12 protein-coding genes are annotated in these 18,253 nt (G+C 70.8%); 6 read left to right on the top strand and 6 right to left on the bottom strand.

Features of this window, described 5'->3' with window-relative positions; translation table 11 throughout:
* Nucleotides 1–8: 8 nt before the first annotated feature.
* From ACIP63_RS22350 to ACIP63_RS22340, 3 genes are read left to right on the top strand one after another with little or no spacing between them, the layout of a single operon-like run.
* On the top strand, nucleotides 9–1,592 hold the full coding sequence (locus ACIP63_RS22350; protein WP_401518198.1) for a peptidoglycan-binding protein: 1,584 nt from the start codon (nucleotides 9–11) through the stop codon (nucleotides 1,590–1,592).
* A complete protein-coding gene (locus ACIP63_RS22345) occupies nucleotides 1,564–2,094 on the top strand; it encodes a protease inhibitor I42 family protein (RefSeq protein ID WP_401518195.1) in 531 nt (176 codons plus the stop codon). Before ACIP63_RS22350 ends, ACIP63_RS22345 begins: the two co-directional genes overlap by 29 nt.
* A gap of 46 nt (nucleotides 2,095–2,140) precedes the next feature.
* Nucleotides 2,141–2,551, top strand: coding sequence for a hypothetical protein (locus ACIP63_RS22340; protein ID WP_401518193.1), 411 nt, complete (start codon nucleotides 2,141–2,143; stop codon nucleotides 2,549–2,551).
* A 66-nt stretch (nucleotides 2,552–2,617) separates the two neighbouring features.
* Here the strand turns inward: ACIP63_RS22340 and ACIP63_RS22335 are convergent, their stop codons facing one another.
* Nucleotides 2,618–2,773 (bottom strand): hypothetical protein, encoded by a 156-nt coding sequence (locus tag ACIP63_RS22335; protein ID WP_401518191.1) that lies wholly within the window; start codon nucleotides 2,771–2,773, stop codon nucleotides 2,618–2,620.
* 279 nt (nucleotides 2,774–3,052) lie between these two features.
* Nucleotides 3,053–5,839, bottom strand: coding sequence for a glycosyl hydrolase (locus ACIP63_RS22330; protein ID WP_401518189.1), 2,787 nt, complete (start codon nucleotides 5,837–5,839; stop codon nucleotides 3,053–3,055).
* A gap of 370 nt (nucleotides 5,840–6,209) precedes the next feature.
* On the opposite strand from ACIP63_RS22330, the gene ACIP63_RS22325 reads away from it, so the two are divergent.
* The gene (locus ACIP63_RS22325) at nucleotides 6,210–7,091 is read left to right on the top strand and encodes an oxygenase MpaB family protein (protein WP_401518186.1); all 882 of its coding nucleotides are present in this window, start codon (nucleotides 6,210–6,212) and stop codon (nucleotides 7,089–7,091) included.
* Between the two features lie 344 nt (nucleotides 7,092–7,435).
* Nucleotides 7,436–8,701, top strand: a complete 1,266-nt coding sequence (locus ACIP63_RS22320) for an APC family permease (RefSeq protein WP_401518185.1) — start codon at nucleotides 7,436–7,438, stop codon at nucleotides 8,699–8,701.
* Between the two features lie 254 nt (nucleotides 8,702–8,955).
* Here the strand turns inward: ACIP63_RS22320 and ACIP63_RS22315 are convergent, their stop codons facing one another.
* Nucleotides 8,956–11,064, bottom strand: a complete 2,109-nt coding sequence (locus tag ACIP63_RS22315; RefSeq protein ID WP_401518182.1) for a SpoIIE family protein phosphatase — start codon at nucleotides 11,062–11,064, stop codon at nucleotides 8,956–8,958.
* Nucleotides 11,065–11,577: 513 nt separating this feature from the next.
* Complete coding sequence (locus ACIP63_RS22310; protein ID WP_401518180.1) at nucleotides 11,578–12,009, bottom strand: ATP-binding protein; 432 nt, start codon at nucleotides 12,007–12,009, stop codon at nucleotides 11,578–11,580.
* Nucleotides 12,010–12,485: 476 nt separating this feature from the next.
* Here ACIP63_RS22310 and ACIP63_RS22305 point away from each other — a divergent pair, with 476 nt between their 5' ends.
* Nucleotides 12,486–15,002 (top strand): hypothetical protein, encoded by a 2,517-nt coding sequence (locus ACIP63_RS22305; RefSeq protein ID WP_401518179.1) that lies wholly within the window; start codon nucleotides 12,486–12,488, stop codon nucleotides 15,000–15,002.
* 321 nt (nucleotides 15,003–15,323) lie between these two features.
* On the opposite strand, the gene ACIP63_RS22300 is transcribed toward ACIP63_RS22305, so the two are convergent.
* Together ACIP63_RS22300 and ACIP63_RS22295 are read right to left on the bottom strand one after the other, a co-directional pair.
* The gene (locus ACIP63_RS22300) at nucleotides 15,324–16,613 is read right to left on the bottom strand and encodes a S8 family serine peptidase (RefSeq protein ID WP_401518177.1); all 1,290 of its coding nucleotides are present in this window, start codon (nucleotides 16,611–16,613) and stop codon (nucleotides 15,324–15,326) included.
* Between the two features lie 387 nt (nucleotides 16,614–17,000).
* Entirely contained in the window at nucleotides 17,001–18,239 is a 1,239-nt protein-coding gene (locus ACIP63_RS22295; RefSeq protein ID WP_401518175.1) for a helix-turn-helix domain-containing protein, read from the bottom strand.
* Between the last annotated feature and the right edge of the window lie 14 nt (nucleotides 18,240–18,253).

Below are 18,253 nucleotides of genomic sequence, written 5' to 3'. Positions count from 1 at the left end.
GTGCGCCGGTGTCGTTCTTCCCCTCTCCCTTCGACTCCCCTTCCGTCCGCCTCGCGTGGCTCGCCGGGCTGTCCAAGAAGCTGCTCGGTGCCGGGAGCAAGAACGAGGTCCTCGACCTGATAGACGACGCCCTCTCGGTGCCCGCACCGGGCGGGGACCGAGGCGTCCTGGAAAGCCTGGCAACCCTCTACCGAGGCCAGGTCGGCAACGTCGGCACCGTCTTCGACCAGGTCGACCGGGTGGGCCGCAAAGGCCTTCCGGAGGTGTGGGTCGGCGACACGAGCGTCCTCGCCTCCGACGCGGTGAAGGCCGCCGGACGCGCCGTGACCCAGATGAGCGAGGCGTTCCATGAAGGCGCCTCGGTGCTGCTGACGTTGGCCGACGCGATCGGCGCCGCGCAGCGCCAGGACGAGCGGGGCCGTGGACAGCTGGTGGAGCAGAAGAACGCCCTCGGCGGCAGGGACGGCTTCTTCGACGACATGCACGAGAACGACGAGGAGGAGTGGGACCGCGCGAACGCCGCCCACTACAGCTCCTACGCCGTCGATCTGATGCACACCGCCGTCTCCGACGCGCAGGAGGCCACCCGCGTCGCGGCCCGGGACCTGAACAAACTGGCCGCAGAGGCGCGGGCCGGGAAGATGGACACCAGCGAACTGACCGCCGTCGACAAGCTGATGCTCGCCGACACCGGTGTCGCGGGCGCCGACGCCGAGCTGAACGAGATCCTCACGGCCGCCGAGCTGGAGCGCACGTCGGCGCGTATGGACCTGCTCAGCCTCGACGACGAGATGGCCATGGAGCGGATGCTCGCGAAGTCGGAGACCCCACAGGAGCGGGCCTACCTGATGAAGGCCCTGGCGGCCGGCCACAGCGTCGCCGAGATCGGCACCTTCCAGGACAAGATCCACGGCAAGGACCCCGAGTGGATGCGTCGGCACCTCACTCCGGTGGTCACCGCCACGGACAGCATGAACGACGAGGGCCTGGCGGCGAACGGCTCGAACAACAACACGGACTACGTCACATTCGACGGCCAGCGGTGGATCCAGGGCGGCGACGGCTCCGAGGGCACCTGCGTGGCCTCGTCCACCGTCACCTCACGCGCGATGGTCGACCCCCTGTACGCGCTCGAACTCACCGGCGGTCCCGACGGGCAGGAGGACGACCCCGACGCCTTCAAGCAGCGGCTGGTGGCCGAACAGCACCGGCTGCACACCGAAGGCGAAGGCGGCGAGAAGTGGACCGGCATGGGGCCCGAGGGGCAGGAGCGGATCAACGACTCCGCAGTCGGCGGTGCCACCGGCAGTGACTACGAGCGCCAGGACCTGGACAGCGCCGCCGACCGCAGGGCGGTTCTCACCGAAGTCGAGAAGTCGGTGGCGCAGGGTCATCCGGTGCCGGTCGACGTCTCGGGTAAGGACGGCGCACACGCGATGACCATCATCGCCCAGGAGGGTGACATGCTTCAGGTGTACAACCCCTGGGGCTCGACCACCTGGGTCAGCGAGGACGACTTCATCAACGGCCACATGGGCAAGGCTTCCGACAGTGATCTCCCTGATGCGTACAGCGTCTATCTTCCGCGGTAGCAGGGGCGGTGCCGCGATGGCGGCGGCCGCGCTGCTCGCTCTCGCCACGGGCTGCGGCTCGGGCACCGACGAACCGGCCGGCGGCTCCACGAGTGCCTCGGGCCGCCCCACGAGTTACACGGTGAAGGACACCGACATCACAGCCGAGCCGGGCGAGCGCTTCACGCTCACCGTCGACCAGAACGCCTCCACCCGCGAGTACTGGTACCTGGTCGACCCCGAGCCCGACAGCTCGGTGCTCGTCAGCCACGGCCGTGACCACGTGTCGGACTCCGGCGACGAGCCGGTGGCCGGTGCCGGCGGACGGCTCGCCTTCACCTTCGAGGCCAAGGGCAAGGGGACCACCCACTTCACGCTGCTGCACTGCACCTTCACCACGTGCCAGGGCAACACCTCTGACCTGCCCCCCGAGACGGCCGGGCCCTCCGCCACCCCGACCCCGGGGGCGACCTCTCCCTCCCAGGCTCCCGAGCGCATCACCTACACCGTCACCGTCGACTGAACCGCAGCTGACCGGTCAGCGAAGACGAGATACCCGAGGTCCCGCCATGAACGACGCCCCGCACCCGCCGGACCGCACGGACGACGAGCTGGCCCTGCTCGACATCCCCGTCCTGCTGCGTTACGGCCTGACCGCCGGCCCCGGCCACCGGCGCACCGCTCTGTTCGGCGACGGCGCCGCGGCCGCGGCCGTCGTCCTCGACCGCCTCGGCACCGAGCCGCGCTCGGTCGCCTTCCTCGCCGACACGGTGCGCGCCGGCGGCCTGGCCCACGCCGCGGAGCTGCCCGAGCCCCTGCCCGGCCGGGAGGCGGCCGTACTCGTACGGGAATGGCTGCTGGCCGGCACCGAACTCGTGGGCGGGGTCGCGGCCGACGACACCGCGGCAACGTGGCTCCGCGCTGTCGCGACCGTCATCGAACTGAAGCAGCTGGCCCGGGCGCGGGGCCGAAGTGCGTGATCCGGGCGGTCGATCCGACCCGTCAGCGGGGGACCGGTGGTCCCTGTGCGACGCCGGAGCCGCACGCTAGAAGTAATGCTTACGCCCGCCGACCTTGCGCCCGCTTGCACCGAGGAGCCACAGGATGGCGCCCACCACGACGAGCACACCACCGATGGTCGTCAGCAAGGACATGCCGACCAGCAGGCCGATTATGAGCAGAATGACACCGAGCAGAATCATGGCAGTTCCTGTCGTCGAGGTATGTGGGCGTGTACGGACACCCACTTCGCAGCGGTCTCGTCGCGCCCGACCGGTACGGCCTGGCTGACTTCGAGCCACAGCGGGTGGGTCTCTTGCTGCGCTCATCCTGGTGCCCCGCGACATCACGTTCATGCACACATCACGGTCACAACGAGATCCGTGAGCTTCACGATCGCCCCGAGGAGCAGACAGGGCGTCGAGACGGACACGCGGCGGGCCCCGCCTCACCTGCTCGGGACCCGCCGCGCGCGACGAGGTCTAGACGTACGGGATCTTCACGACCGCCGCGTCCGTGCCGGTCTGCACCTGGGACGTGCCGTTGCCCAGCGCGTTCCAGATCTCCAGGCGGACCGTCCCGCCCCTGAGGTTCCCCAGGCTTCCGGTCACCGCTGAGGTGCCCACGGCCTGGGTGTACTCCTCCCACCCCGTGACCGGGTCGGTCGCGAAGTAGCGGAAGGTCTCGGTCCGGTCGAAGGTGCCGTCGCCGGTGAGGTCGTAGCTGATCCTGACCTGCGGGGCGAGCCCGACCTTCGTACCCGCGTCGACCCGGAGGCGGAACGCGGTGGACGCACCCGCCGCGAGTGTCCCGTCGACCTTCTTGATCTCGTAGACCGTCGGCTTGTACGGCGTACCGTCCCGGTTGACGCCGTCCGCCGAGGCCAGCGTGTCGGCTCCCGCCGCGCCGTCCGTGGCGGTGGTGAGGGTGCCTCCGGACTTCAGCCGGAAGGTGTTGCCGGTGGACGGGCCCGGCTCCTCAGGATCCGGGTCGGGGTCTCCGCCGCCGGCGCCCGTGCCGGTGGCCGTGGAGCGGGCCGGGACGGAGAGGGTCTTGCCGTCGGAGAAGGTGACGGTGCGGGCGGTGGAGTCGTAGTTGTGAGCGGCGTAGGTGCGGACGCCGTTCTTGGTGAAGACGGCGGACGTCGGGATGTTCCCACTGACCGTCATGTCGGGTGCGCCCACGGTGTCGAGCGTGGTGATCCAGTGGTACGTGTGCGCCTTGGACTCACCCTGCTCCGGGGTGTAGCCCGCGTTGCCCGCGTCCCACTTGGCCTTCGCCAGGGCCGGATCGGCCAGCGACTCGAACTGCCACAGCAGGTCGCGCCACTCGACGGCCGGTCCGCCGTTCTCCCGCTCCATCTCGGCGATGTTCCGCTTGACGGCGGCCTTCTCGCGGGCCAGGTGGAGCGAACCTCCGGTGACGGGAAGGACGTTGATGCCGTGGATCTCCTCCGGGTTCGCGGTCCACCAGGTGGAGTACGCGCCGCCGCTGCCCCACACCATGCCGACCGTGTCATGCCCGAAGGAGCCGGGGAAGACCTGCTGGTCCGCGTCGAACCAGTACTGCGTGATCGCTTCCGACTCGGTGGTCAGCAGGAAGCTGCCGAGGTCGCGCAGTCCGGCGTCACCCGTCGCCGCGCCCCACAGGACGAGGCCCGCGCTGAGGTTGACGGACTCCGACGAGGACTCCTGGTTGTTGCCCGCCGCGAAGCCCTGGTGGCCGGAGGCCCAGCTGTGGCCCGCGTACACGTCGAAACCGCGCAGGAACGGGTACGCGGTGTCCGTGCGGCTGGGGTTGGCGGTGTCCCGCACCAGGGTCTTGACCATGGTGCCCCAGGCGGAGTCGGCGGCCCATGCCTGGTCGTACTGGGCGACGATCGCCGCCGCGTACACGTAGTAGCTGTAGTGGAAGTGGTGGTCGTTCAGCTCGGTGTCGCTGCCGTACGAGGCCGGGTAACCGGTGAGCGTCTTCCAGGCCTTGTCGTAGCTGAACTCGCTCGCCCCGCCGGCCGTGAACCACTCCTGGAGCCGGCCCTTCATCAGGCCGAGCAGCTTGTCCCGGATGCCGGTCTGGCCGATCTGGTCGGCGACGGGCACCAACTGGGCGAGTCGGCCGAGCGCCTTGCCTGTCCAGTACGTGTCACTCGCGCCGGAGAACGGGTCCGAGGCGTTCGCCACCTCGTTCAGGTATCCGGTCAGCCGGGCCTTGTCGACCCCGCTGGAGGCGGGCAGGGCGGGCAGCACGCCCTGGTTCTTCTGGCTGGTGGTGAAGGACGCCGACTCCCGCACCTTCATGGTGCCGCGCGGGGAGACGTACGTGTACGGCGTGAGGGCGTCCGTGGTGTGCAGCCACTGGTGGCGGTACAGCGCCTGGAGCGTGCCGCGTTCGGTGCCCTCCTTGGCCTCCGTGGTCAGGCTGTAGGTCGCCTTGACCGTGCCTCCGGTGGATTCCCAGGCCACCTTGGAGCCGGTGACGAAGCTGAAGGCGTACTTCCGGTAGGTCGCGAGCGCGTCCGTGGACGGCAGTACCGCGAGCGAGAAGTAGTCCTTGCCGCCGAGGCCCGCGGTGATCGTGGAGCCGGAGACGGCCCAGTCGCTGCCGGTCGGGGCGAACAGCGCGTAGTGGTGGCCGGAGACGGTGATGCCGAGGACGTTGCCGTTGTCCGCGAAGACCGTGGGGGCGCCGGCCGTGGTGATGCGGGCATCACCGCCGGAGCCCTTGGCGTACACGAAGGGCATGCCGTGCCCGATGGTCGTGCGCAGGGTGCGGGTGCCGTCCGACCAGTAGGGGGTGACCGTCCAGTCGGACCAGTCGTCGGCCTTGGTGTCCGGGGAGTTCAGACCGCTGAGGCCGACCGTGAGGTCCGCCTTGTGCGCGTACTCGTACTGGCGGCCCTCGCCGACGACCGCGGGCGTGGTCGGGTAGCCGACCTCCAGTCCGCCGGAGGTCGCCTGATAGGTCAGCGGGTGCCCGTACATCGGGGTGGAGTGCGGGTTGTCGCCGTAGCGCTGGTAAGCGAGGGAGGACCACCAGTCGTTGGTCGGGACCGGCCTGTCCTTGGCCGCCGCCGTGAGCTTGGGTGTGACCGGCGCGCCGGTGTTGGTGGTGGGGCCGGAGGTACCGGCGGGGCGGCTGTCGGTGTAGCTGCCGGCACCTGCGGGGATGGTGGCGGCTGCCGCGGGGGACGCGGCAGGGCCCAGACCCACAGCGGCCAGAGCGAAGGCCAGGATCGTCGCCGCTACGGGTCTGGAGAGGGAGGCTTGCATGGGCAGCACCTCGTCATGTGGGGACAGAGAGTGCGTGAGAGCGCTCTCAGGTGCCACGGAACGTAAAACCTTTGAAACATGAGTGTCAATAGCGTTGACGCATCCGGTTCTGGGCGTCACGCAGGGGCGTCGTACGTTCGACACTTGACAGGGGGAGGGCGCTCGGAGGCTTTCGGGGGCACAGGTCGTGAGGGCGCGGGTTTTTGGTGGTACTCGCTACCTCTTCGAGGAGGTGCGGGGGTGTGACGGCGGGGGCGGCGGCGACGAGTGGCGTGCACTTCGTTCCGTGGGGACCATGGGTACAGGGCTGCCGGTTCCGCCTCGGCTGCATTCGCCCGGCCGGCACGCTTCAGAGCCTCGAGGAGCGCCGATGGTCGGTCCAGCGGGCGTGTTCGACGCGTTGCGTGAGCGCGCGGGCGAGCTCCTGTTCGAGCGGGTCGCCGGTCCGGACGGCCCCAGGAACAGGGACGCGATCCACAACACGCCTGGCCCTCGCTGGTTCCCGCAGGACAGTCCGGTACGCCGTGTTCACGGGGACAGCGCGATGTTCATCGGCGGACTGTCCGCATTGCTTCTGCAGTCTCTCCATCCCGTGGCCATGGCCGCGGTGTCCGCCCATTCAGGGTTCAGGGGAGACCCCTGGGGGCGGCTGCAGCGCACCAGTACCTTTTTGGCCACCACGACGTACGGCACGGCCGAGCACGCGGAGTCCGCCTGCGAGCGCGTCAGGGGCGTGCACGCGCGGATCCGGGGCGTCACCGACGAGGGCGTGCCGTACCGCGCCTCCGATCCCCACCTGCTGGAGTGGGTGCACGTGGCCGAGACCGAGAGCTTCCTCGGAGCGCACCAGAGGTTCGGGGCGCGGCCCCTGACGGAATGCGAATGCTCCCGGTACGTCGCGGAGATGGCCCGCGTCGCCGAGGCGCTGGGTGTCATCTCCCCGCCTCGATCGACCCAGGCCCTGCGTGCGCGCCTGGAGGAGTACCGAGCGGAGCTGCGCTGTACGCCGCAGGCGCGGGAGACCACTCGGTTTCTGCTCCTGCGGCCACCGGTACCTGTTGTCGCGCTGCCGTTCTACGCGGCCCTGGCGGGCAACGCTGTCGCCCTCCTGCCCCGCTGGGCGACCGGCGAACTGGGCCTTCCGCGCTGGGGGCCGGGGGAGCGTTGGGTGTTGATGCCGGCGGGGCGAGCGGCTACAGGTCTGATCGGATGGGTGATGCGCGGGCCCAGGACGGAAGGCGGTCCTGAGTGACCCGGAGCCGCCTGAGTGTGCCCGGCTCCGGGGCCGGCCCCTCCACCTTCTCGTCCGCTGCCCGCCCGGCCTCACCGGGCCGGAATGTGCGCCGCCGCGAACCGCTGCCCGGCCATGCCGAGGCGTTCGTACGCGCTCCTGGGACACCGCTGTGTCCCAGCACGCATCGCTCACCGCCGGAGAGACGCTGGTCACGGATCCCATGTGCACGGTGCGTCCTGGGCGCCACCGGCCCGCCGGAGCGGCGTCGTGGCGCTCCGCTCCGGCTGGACGCCTTTGTCCGCTATGGTGCGCCGGGTTCGTGTGCGGGTACAGGGCAGCGTGCTGCCGGCAAGGAGCGGACGATGAACGAGGTGGGGGCCCCGGCCGGTGGCGGGCAGTTGAAGCGGCGTCTCGGGACGGGCGACGCGGTGCTGATCGGGCTGGGCTCGATGATCGGGGCCGGTATCTTCGCCGCGCTCGCTCCGGCGGCCCGGGCGGCCGGGTCCGGGCTGCTGCTCGGGCTGGCTCTCGCGGCGGTGGTCGCGTACTGCAACGCGACCTCCTCGGCACGCCTGGCCGCCCGCTACCCGGCCTCCGGCGGCACCTACGTATACGGCCGCGAACGCCTCGGTGACTTCTGGGGATACCTGGCCGGCTGGGCCTTCATCGTCGGCAAGACCGCCTCCTGCGCGGCCATGGCCCTCACCATGGGCACCTACGCCTGGCCCGCACAGGCCCACGCGGTCGCGGTCGCCGCCGTGGTGGCGCTGACCGCGCTGAACTGCACCGGCGTACAGAAGAGTGCGCGGCTGACCCGCGTCATCGTCTCCGTCGTCCTGGCGGTCCTTGCCGCGGTGGCCGTCGCCACGCTGACCTCCGCCGGCGCGGACACCGCCCGGCTGGACATCGGTTCGGACGTCACCACCGGCGGGGTGCTCCAGGCCGCGGGCCTCCTGTTCTTCGCGTTCGCCGGTTACGCGCGCATCGCCACCCTCGGAGAAGAGGTCCGCGACCCGGCCCGCACCATCCCCCGCGCGATCCCTCTCGCCCTGGCCATCACCCTGGTCGTGTACGTCTGTGTGGCCGTCGCGGTCCTGTCGGAGCTCGGGCCCGACCGGCTCGCCCACACCGGCGAACCGCTCGCCGAGGCGGTACGGGCGGCCGGCGTCCCCGCCCTGGCCCCCGTCGTGCGCGTCGGTGCCGCCGTGGCCGCGCTCGGGTCCCTGCTCGCCCTGATCCTCGGTGTCTCTCGCACCACCCTCGCCATGGCCCGCGACCACCATCTGCCCCGCACCCTGGCCGCGGTCCACCCACGCCACGGCGTTCCCCACCACGCTGAATTCGCCGTCGGCGCGGTTGTCGCCATCGCCGCCGCCACCGTCGACGTGCGCGGTGCGATCGGCTTCTCCTCCTTCGGTGTGCTGGCCTACTACGCCATCGCCAACGCTGCCGCCTACACCCTCACCCCGGCCGAGGGCCGCCCGCCGCGCGCCGTGCCGCTCCTCGGCCTGACCGGCTGCGCGGTCCTCGCCTTCGCACTGCCGCCGGCCTCCGTCATCTCCGGCGCCGCCGTCCTCGTCGTCGGCGCTGCCGTCTACGGCGCACGAAAGGGACGCCTACCCAACTGATCACCAACAGGGTCGGGAATGTGCCTCAGAGCCCGAGCTTCGAACAGCGCCCCGGTACTCGGCGGCGTCTAACGGTCTTCAACCGGCGCCGAATGCGCACTCATTCGCCCGAGAAGGGGCCGGCCGGTGCGGCGGGCGCGGGTCGCAGCCAGCCCGCCGAAGATCATGCTGATCAGCCCCACCGTCGGACGAGCCCCGATGAGCCGGTCGTCGCGAGCGTCGCGTTCCTCCCGCGTCTCGCCTTCCCTTTGTCGCTAACGTGCGTCGCCGGCCGGGGAAGCCACCGGGTGAGCCTGTGCGATCAGGAGCGCGACATCGTCGTGGTCGCCCGGGCGCCGCAAGGTGTCCAGGAGGTGCCGGCAGGTCGCGTCGAGAGGCCGGCGTGGTTCGTCGAGCGCCTGGAGCAGGGCGCCGAGACGCTCGTCGATGGCCTGGTCACGCGTCTCGACGAGACCGTCGGTGTAGAGGAGGAGCCTGTCCCCGGGCATCAGGTCGAAGGTGGTGGTGTCGAACCGGACTCCGCCGACGCCAAGGGGCGCCCCGGCTTGGAGGTTCAGGAGTTCGGGGCCTCGGCCCGGGCGTGCCAGGACGGGTGGCAGGTGCCCGGCGTTGGCGACGCGGCAGCAGTGCTGGTGCGGGTCGTAGACGGCGTAGAGACAGGTGGCGAGGGAATGCCCGAGTCCGGCGGTGAGCTTGTCGAGGTGGCGGAGCACCTCCTCGGGCTCCAGGTCGAGGTCGGCGTAGGCGCGGGTGGCTGTGAGCAGGCGCCCCATCGTCGCCGCGGCGTCGATCCCGTTGCCCATCACGTCGCCCACCACCAGGGCGGAGTTGTCGCCGGACAGGGGGATGACGTCGTACCAGTCCCCGCCGATCTCGCTCGATGCCTGCGCCGGCTGGTAGAGCGAGGCGACCTCCAGGCCGGTGAGGCGGGGAGCGTGGGTGGGCAGCACGCTGCGCTGGAGGCTTTCGGCGGAGTCGCGCACGCTCTGGAACCAGCGGGCGTTGTCGATGGCGACGGCGGCCCGGGCCGCCAGTTCCCGGACCAGCAGGAGATCGTCCTCGTCGAAGGGGGCGTCGTTGCGGGCCCGGATGAGGTCGATAGCGCCGAGGACCTGGTCGCGGGCGATCAGCGGCACGGCGAGATAGGAGTGGACGCCGGCACGGGCCAACGCGGCGGCGGCGTCCTGGTCACGTGCGATGCGCAGCAGGTCCTCCGGGCCGGTGCGGGGTACGAGGACGGGCCGGGCGGTGTGCACGCACCGGGTGATCAGGCGGTCCGGGCCGTACGCGGCGACGCTCCCGACCGCGTCCGCGGCGGCGGTGGCCTCGTTGGGGTAGGCGGCTGCGACCGCAAGCGCGCGGAACAGCTCGGGGCCGTCGTGCCGGTCGTCGGTCCGGCGGCAGGCCAGGGCACTGTCGAGGACATCGACCGCCACGACGTCCGCCAGTTCGGGGACGGCGACCTGCGCCAGCTCCTGCGCGGTCCGCTCCACCTCCAGCGTGGTCCCGACGCGTGCGGAGGCATCGGCGATGAGTGCCAGCCTGCGCCGGGCCCGATCCGCCTCCGCCGCCGCCCGGTGGCGCTCGGTGACGTCGACGACGGAGTTCGCCACCCCCACCACCCGCCCGGCGGGGCCGTGGAGCCGGTAGTACGACACCGACCAGGCATGGTCCTCGTCGGGGTCCGCGGGGGTGCGGCCCACGAGATACCGGTCGATCACAGGCGTGCCGGTGGCCAGCACCTCACGCATGACCTCCTCGACGGTGCCGACCGTGGGGGAGCTGTGGACGTCGCGGGGGTGCCGCCCGAGATGGTCGGCGGCCGGGAGCCCGTTCATGCGTTCCAGCGCCGGATTCACCAGAAGATAGCGGAGGTCGGTGTCCAGCAGGGCGATGCCGACGGGCGCCTGGGACACCAGCTGTTCCGACAGCGCCAGCTTGTTCTCCACCCGCTCCAGTACGCGCTGTTCGGCGGCGATACCCAGGGCGTACACATCGCCCAGGTCGTCCTGCAGCCGCACGTTGCGGAATTCCACGAGCTGGGTGCTGCCGTCCTTCCGCCGGACGGGAAACGCACCGGCCCAGCTCTTCCCCGAGCTCATCACCTCGGCGAACAACCTCGTCGCGAGCTCACGGTCCTCCTCACGCAGCAGGAGCCGAGCAGCGTACCGGCCCAGCGCGTCCTGGGAGGAGTAGCCGAAGACGTCGGTGGCCTGCGGGCTCCAGAACACGATCCGTCCGGTGACGTCCAGCACGATCGCCGACACGCCGAGCAGATCGAGCAGCCCTCCTGCCGACGACGACCAGGCCTCGGGCAGACCGGGCGCCGGTCCTCGGCCCTCGCGGGATTCGCGGCTGTTCATCCGCGGGGCCCCCTTCCCTGCGGTGCCCCTGAAGGTCCGCGTCGGCGGCTCATCTCTCCATGGTGCTCTCGGCGCCGCTCCCGCACGAACCGGGTGGCGCGGGGTGCCGGAGGATCACGAGGAGAGGCCAGGCATCCCGCGACCGTCCTCCGACAACGGAGGGGTGACGGCCGGTGGTGGGCCTGGGCGCGGTCGGCGCGGAGCAGGGCGTTGATGCCGGTGGAGTCGGTGAAGGTGACGTGGGAGAAGTCCACGACGGCGCAGGGCAGCCGGCCGGTCGCGGTGATGGCCGTCTCGAGGGCGGGACGCTGTTGTAGTCCATTTCCCCCGCGGGGGCGAGGACCGTGATGCCGCGCTGGGTGACGGACGTACGGATTCGCGTGCGCTCGCTGGGCGAGATGCCACCTTTCCGTGCGGCTGCGTGCCGCCCGCCGCCGTAAGAACCGCCTGACTCAGGTCGGCGCCGTTGTCCTCTCGGTGTGGACTCGGGCAAGGTCCGGCCGGGGCGGGAGATCAGACGACCATGAGGTGGGCGCGTACGGTCTTGCCCCGGTCGTCGGTTTCGATGCTGACCTTGGCGCACAGGGCCAGGACGATCTCCAGTCCGTGCCGGCCGATGCGCCGGGGGTCGAAGGGCTGCGCCCGCGGTGCCCTCCCCAAGGTGTCGGACACGGCGATCTCCAGCACACCGTCCCGCAGGTCGAGGGCGAGCGTGCACGGACCGGGCGCGTGCCGTACCGCATTGGTCACCAGCTCGCTGACCACCAGCAGCGCATCCCCCCGCTTCACACCCGCCACCGCCACGCCCCGCACCACAGCCCGGTCCAGAAACGTCCCGGCAAAGCTGCGTGATTCACCGATCAAGGGCGAACCGTCGTACGAGACCGCTGCCCTCAGCCGGGCCCGCCGGGACATCGTGCTCCTGTCCTGTGGCATCTCCTGCATCACTGCTTCCCCATCTCGCTCGCCGGGCCTCAGCCGGCCGCTCACCGCAAGGCGTGGGCGATAACCGCCGTCCACCGGCCGACTGTCACACCGTCTGCATGCTGTCCGTGCCCCCTGATCTCCATCTCCCTGCATCGCATGTGCCCGCCGTACGGGTTCTCACGTATGGCGGCCGCCGATACCGGTGGTGCTTGCGGTGACGCCTCTACGTCGCCTACGTCGCCTTTCGCATCGCTCGTTCTTGCCCGCCCGTCGTCAGGCGCTCCTCTTCGTCCCTCAGCGAGGTCCTGGCCGCGGTCGTCTCCGTGGCCACCTCGGGCCGCACATGAAGCACCTTCCCACCGGTGTTCGGGCCGGCCCGGCAGGGCTCATCCCACGCCTACCGCTCGACCCGAAGAGGCGTCTTCTAAGCTGTGGACGATCAACACCCCTGGACCTTGCAGGGTGTTGCGCGAGAACCATGGGGAGGGCGGACGATGTCCGGGACCAGTAAGCGGTACGTACGAAGATCGATCGGTGCGGGCCTGTGCACCGCGGTGGTGGGGGGAATCCTGCTGGCCCCGGGGTCAGCCACCGCCTCGGACGCGAAACCCGTCGCGACGGCCCGGGTGCCGTCCGTGCAGGGGGCCGGCGCGGACACGTCGCGGAGTGCCGCTCTCGGCGACGGCGAGCGGCTCAGCCTCGTCGACGGTGATGTGCGCATCACGGACAGCGGCACGGCCGACGCCAGGACTTATGCCTTCGGTTCGGCGAACGGCGCTCTCGAAGTGCGTCCGACCGCTCTGCCGAGCCCGGTACCGCCCACCAAGGTGCCCGTTTCGACCGCCAAGGCGGCCACGCCCGCTGCGGCGGCCTCGTATTCAGTGAAGCTGAACATCACCAACGCCGACGTGACGTCCAAGAGCTTCTACGTCTGGAACAGCAAGACCTGGACGTCGTACGCCGTCGACAGCGATGCCGTCGGCCCGTCCGCGTCCGTCAAGCTTCCGCCGGGCGACTACTTCTCCGTGGCGCTGCACAGCGACTGGCAGCGCCCGTCCTACCTCCTGACCCGCTCCTTCAAGGTTGGAACGGCCGCCACGACCGTCTCCTTCGACGAGCGTGCGGCGAAGGAGACCGGCATCAAGGTCGACGACACGACGGCCGCCCGTGAGTCCTCCGCCGTGTGGATCTCGGTGCCCGGGAACCAGCTCGCCGGATTCGCCGGGTCGGGTGCGGACAAGGTGTACGTCACCCCGTTCTCGCAGACCGGTGTGGCGCTGCGGATCCACGATGTGCTCAGCCGCAAGGGCAGCACCGCGAGCACGCCGAGCCCCTTCCGCTACGACCTCACGCACGCCTTCCGTGACACGGTGCCCGCCGCTCCGTACGCCTCGGTGAAGCGTGCCTCGCTCGCCAAGACGGTCACCCGCGTGAATGCTCCGGGCACCCGGACCACCGCCGTGCTGCAGACGGTTCCGGACGTCGGGGAGTGGACCGGCGTCTATCTGGGCTCGGCCGTGCCCGTGGCGAACTCGGTCACCGAGTACGTCACGCCCGGCGTCTCCTACGGCAGGTTCCTCTCCTACGGAACCGGCGACTACTCCCTGCAGCTACCGACCCGCACCCTGGCCGCCGGCACCGCGCCCCCGGAGACCGTCGGAGCGGCGCCGCTGCAACCGGTCCGTATCGAAGGCGGCGGGTCCCAGCGGCGGGGCAACACCGTCACGCTGAGCGAATCCGCCGGTCTCGGCGACGCCGCCGGACACTACGGCTCCGACAACCGGTCTGCGGTCTCCTACCGGCTGACGGGCGACGGCGTGACCTATGCGGAGAGCACCGGCGCGGCGATCAACCAGTCCCTGGGGGCCCAGGTCCCCTCAGGCTCCAGGACGTACGCCCTGGAACAGACGATCAGTCACCGCGTGCCGTATCGGAAGCTGTCCACGACAGTGCGCAGTGAGTGGACGTTCACGTCCGACACCACCTCCTCGGCGACCGCACTGCCGCTGGTCGACAGCCAGGTGAAACTCACGGGACTCAACGCCTCGAACCGCGCCGTCACGGCCACCCCGGTGACCGTCACCGCCACCGCCGGCACCCTCGCGCCTTCGGCGGCGGCGTCCGTGACCGGCATCGAGTACTCCGTCGACGGCGCGGCATGGACCTCTCTGCCGCTCACCGGCGCCACGGCGTCCCTGACGGTTCCCGCCACCGCGGCCCACGTCTCGCTGCGCGTCACCGCCACCGACGACCGGGGCGGCCGCCTGCGTCGCACCATCGAGCGCGCCTTCGCGGGGCCGGGAACCCAGGGCGACGAGACGGTCGGCTCCACCCGCATCTCGAAGGTCGTGGTCAACGGCGGCAAGGCGGTCGAGTTGTCCGACCAGCCGCTGCAGGAGTTCAAGGCGACGTTCACCGCCACGGATCCGGCGGGCATCGCGAGCGGCGACATGTACCTGTACCACGGCTCGTACGACGCTCCGGACGGCGTGCTCTACGGCTCCTGGCCGGCGACCTGCACCAAGGTCAGCGCGACCACCTCCTCGTGCGAGACCCATTTCGCCTACGTCTCTCCCCGTTGGACCCTCGGTCTCAACGCGCTGGCGGGCACCTGGAAACTCGCGGCCTGGGCGGAGTCGGCGAACAGCAAGAGCCTCACCGACCTCCACGCCGCTGCATCGGTGAACGTCCAGCGCGACTCGGCCCAGACCGCCAATGCCGCGCCGGAACCCGTGGCCAAGGGCAAGACGATCACCGTCACCGGCAAACTCTCACGCGCCAACTGGGAAACGGGCGGCTACCACGGCTACTCCACCCAGCCGGTCCGGCTCCAGTTCCGTAAGAACGGGACGACGACCTACTCGACGGTGAAGACGGTGAACACGGACAGCGTCGGGAACCTCAAGACCACGGTGAAGGCCTCGGTCGACGGGTACTGGCGCTACTCCTTCGCCGGCACCACCACGACCCCGCCGGCCACGGCCGCGGGCGACTTCATCGACGTGCGCTGACGGCGCAGCCGCGTGTGGGAAGGCCCCGTCCGCCGGACCCCGATCACATCGAGGGCCGGCGGCCGGGGCCGTCCGCGTCGCCCCGAAGATCGTCGTGAAAAGCCCGGCACCGGACGCGGCTCCTGCCGACACGCTCGTCCTGGTGGTCTCCGAGCCGGCCGCGCTACCGGACGAGCCACGAGCATGGTCATGAGAGGCGTCGGGAAAGTCGGCAAGTGGTCAGCGTGAGCCCTGAAAAACCTGGGGAGAGCTGACCGGTACATGCGACTCGTTGTAGGGTTGGAAACAGCACTTGACCTGCAAAGCTGCCGTTGTCCGTGTTCAGCAGGGACACCTGGCCTGCCGTGGGGTTGCCGGCGCGGTCGAGGGTCTGACGGCGAGGTTCTTGGCCCGGTCCAGAACCAGAGGTATGCGAAGGCCGCCGGCGCCACCGGTGGCCGTGAGCGCCCCCGAGTACGCCCCGCTCCGGGTGCCGTCGGCGTTCACGGTGAGGGTGACCTTCGCGGAACCACCCGCGGGGAGTTCGACGCGGGACGGAGAGACCGCGATGATCCCGGCCGGGGGCTGGGCGCCCGCGGCGGCCAGGGTGGCCCCGAGGTCGAGCGTGGTGGACGCGCCACCGGTGTTGGTGAGTTCGACGGTGCGGGTGATCGGACCGCCGTTGGCCTCAGCCTTTCCGAAGTCGACCGCGCCGGTGTCTGCCACGACGGTCTGCCTCAGCGCCGCGTCGACGTTCATGACGCCGCTGCCCACCTCGTGGACCCCCTGGTCCGCGGCCGGTGCGGTCGCCGTGGACATGAGGGTGTGCTTGAGCTGGTCGGCCGACCAGTCGGGGTGCTCCTGGGCGAGCACCGCGGCGGCACCGGCCACATGCGGGGCAGCCATCGACGTACCCGAAAGGGCGGTGTAGTGGGGGTCGGACTGGATGGTGCCGATGGCGACCCCCGTGGCGCGGGCGGCGACGATGTTGACGCCGGGAGCCGCGATCTCGGGCTTCACCGTGCCGTTGAAGGACGGGCCGCGCGACGAGAACGACGCGGTGCCACCCACGAAGTCGACGGCCGCGACGGACAGGGCGTGTGGGGCGATGGAAGGGGCCGAGACCGTGGAGACGCCGGGGCCGTTGTTGCCCGCGGACACCACGAACAGGGTGTCGGAGGAGGTCGTCAGGTTCTCCAGAGCCGTGGTCACCGCGTCCGTGCCGTTGGTCGGGCCGCTGCCCAGTGACATGTTGACGACCTTCGCACCCTGCGCGACCGCCCACTCCATGCCCGCGATGACCTGCGAGTCGGAGCCGGAACCGTCATCGCCGAGAACCTTGCCCACGATCAGGTCGGCGTCGTAGGCGACACCGGAACGTACACCGGGAGCACCCGCCCCGCTGCCCGCGACGGTGGCGGCGACGTGCGTGCCGTGGCCCACCTTGTCCAGGACGCCGCCGCTGCCGGTGAAGTCGGCGGTGGCGCCGATGCGGCCCTCGAGGTCGGGGTGGGTCCGGTCGGCGCCCGTGTCGAGGACCGCCACCTTCACACCCTTGCCGGTACGTCCGGCCGCCCACGCCTTGTCCGCGCCGACCTGCGCGAGGTTACGGTCCAGGGCGTCGGCCTTCACCTTGCCGTCGAGCCAGATACGGCTGATGCCCTTGAGCTCACCGGCGTCGGAGCCGAGGACGCGCGGCGCTGAGCCGGCGCTGTAACTCGCCGCGTGCTCCTGACCCGAGCGAGGTGATCCACGCCGGCGGCGGGCCCACGGCCGGCCCGACGTTCTCCGGCTGCGGACAGCCTCCGGCGCAATGGTTCCGCCGTCGCGGCGGCAATGGGTTCGGCCGAGCTGATCGGGCGGGTCGGGCTTCGAGGCCGCGAAGCGGCGGGCGTCATGCCCGTGCTCGGGCTCGGCCCAGGCGGGTGACGCTGTGCCCGCGCTCCGGTACTTACGCCGGCTCGGCGACCCGAGCGGAGCCCGTTCACCTGTTCTCGGGCTACCCCCGTGCGACTGCTGTCACGCCGGCACGTTTCCGCGCAGCAGCAGTGCGGCCAGTGCCAGAGCATTTCCGTGTGGCGAGGAGATGTCGAGGCCGGTGAGCTCGGTGAACCTGGCCAGTCGGTTGTCCACGGTGTTGGGGTGCAGCCTCAGGTGGCGTGCGGTGCTGCGCCGGTCGTGGCGATGTTCGAGATGGACACGCAGGGTTTCGATGAGTTCGGGCCGGTCTCCGACTGGGTCGAGGAGGGCGGCAATGCGGTCGCTGCTTTCGTCGCGGCGCGAGAGGTGGTACTCCAGCAGGACGTCGTCCATACGGTGCAGGCCGGCGGGTCGTCCGCAGGCGCGTGCGACCCGGACGATGTCGGTGGCGGTCCTGGCAGCAGCCGGGACGTCCTGGGGACTCGCAGCGGTGACCGCGGCACATCGCACATCGGGGCCGCAGACCTGCCGGAGCCGGATTGACAGCTCCTCGCAGGCGCGGGTGCCGTCCGTGTCGTCGGCCCGCCGCGGAGCGATGGCGTGACCTCCGTCGACGCTGAGCAGCGACACCGCCTCGGTGCCGAGTACGCGGTCGAGCACGGTCTGGATGCGGCGGACCTGGCGGCGGTCCGCGACGGCCGGAGCCGCCGGGTCCTGATTGCGAGGTATATGCAGGTGAACGACGAGAGAGGGCCCTTCGAGGCCCAGTTCCTCGAAGGCCCGCGCTGGGGGCAGGGAACCGTCCAGCAGCCCGCGTACGAGGGAGCGGTGGTGCTCACGTCGTTCGGCGAAGAGCGCGGTCTGTTCATCGAGGTAGGTCTCGGCCACGGCGCCGATGATGGCTTCGTGGCCGCGCAGGAGGAAGTCGACGAGCTCGATGAGCGCGCCTTCCTCTCCGCTGGTGGCCTCGTCCCGGAGCGTTTGCCACAGGACATAGACGCCCGTGGAGTGGCTGCGCAGAAGCGTGTGCAGGGGCATGCCCTCGTCAGCGCGCTGAGCGGCGCGTTCGCGGAAGAGGCTGTAGTCCCCGGCACGGCCCTGGGTATCGCGTACGCGGCGCAGGAAGAGGCGCAGCCCGTTGCGAACCGTGGCGGCGATCTCCACGTCCTTCACATCGGCGGGGAGCTCGTTGTATCCCGGCAGCTGTTCGAAGGTCTCGCGGGCCATGCGGCGGGCGAGCTCGTTGACGCGACTCTCGCACCGGGCGGCGAGTGCCTGCGCGGCGGGTGACAGCGCCGGATACGCGCCGTGGGCTACGGATGGTGGAACGTTCGACACCGGGGCGATCCTCC

This window comes from Streptomyces sp. NPDC088746 (genome assembly GCF_044751065.1).
GTDB lineage: Bacteria > Actinomycetota > Actinomycetes > Streptomycetales > Streptomycetaceae > Streptomyces.
Note: the sequence above shows the minus strand (reverse complement) of the source record. Positions and strands in the feature narration are given on the sequence as shown.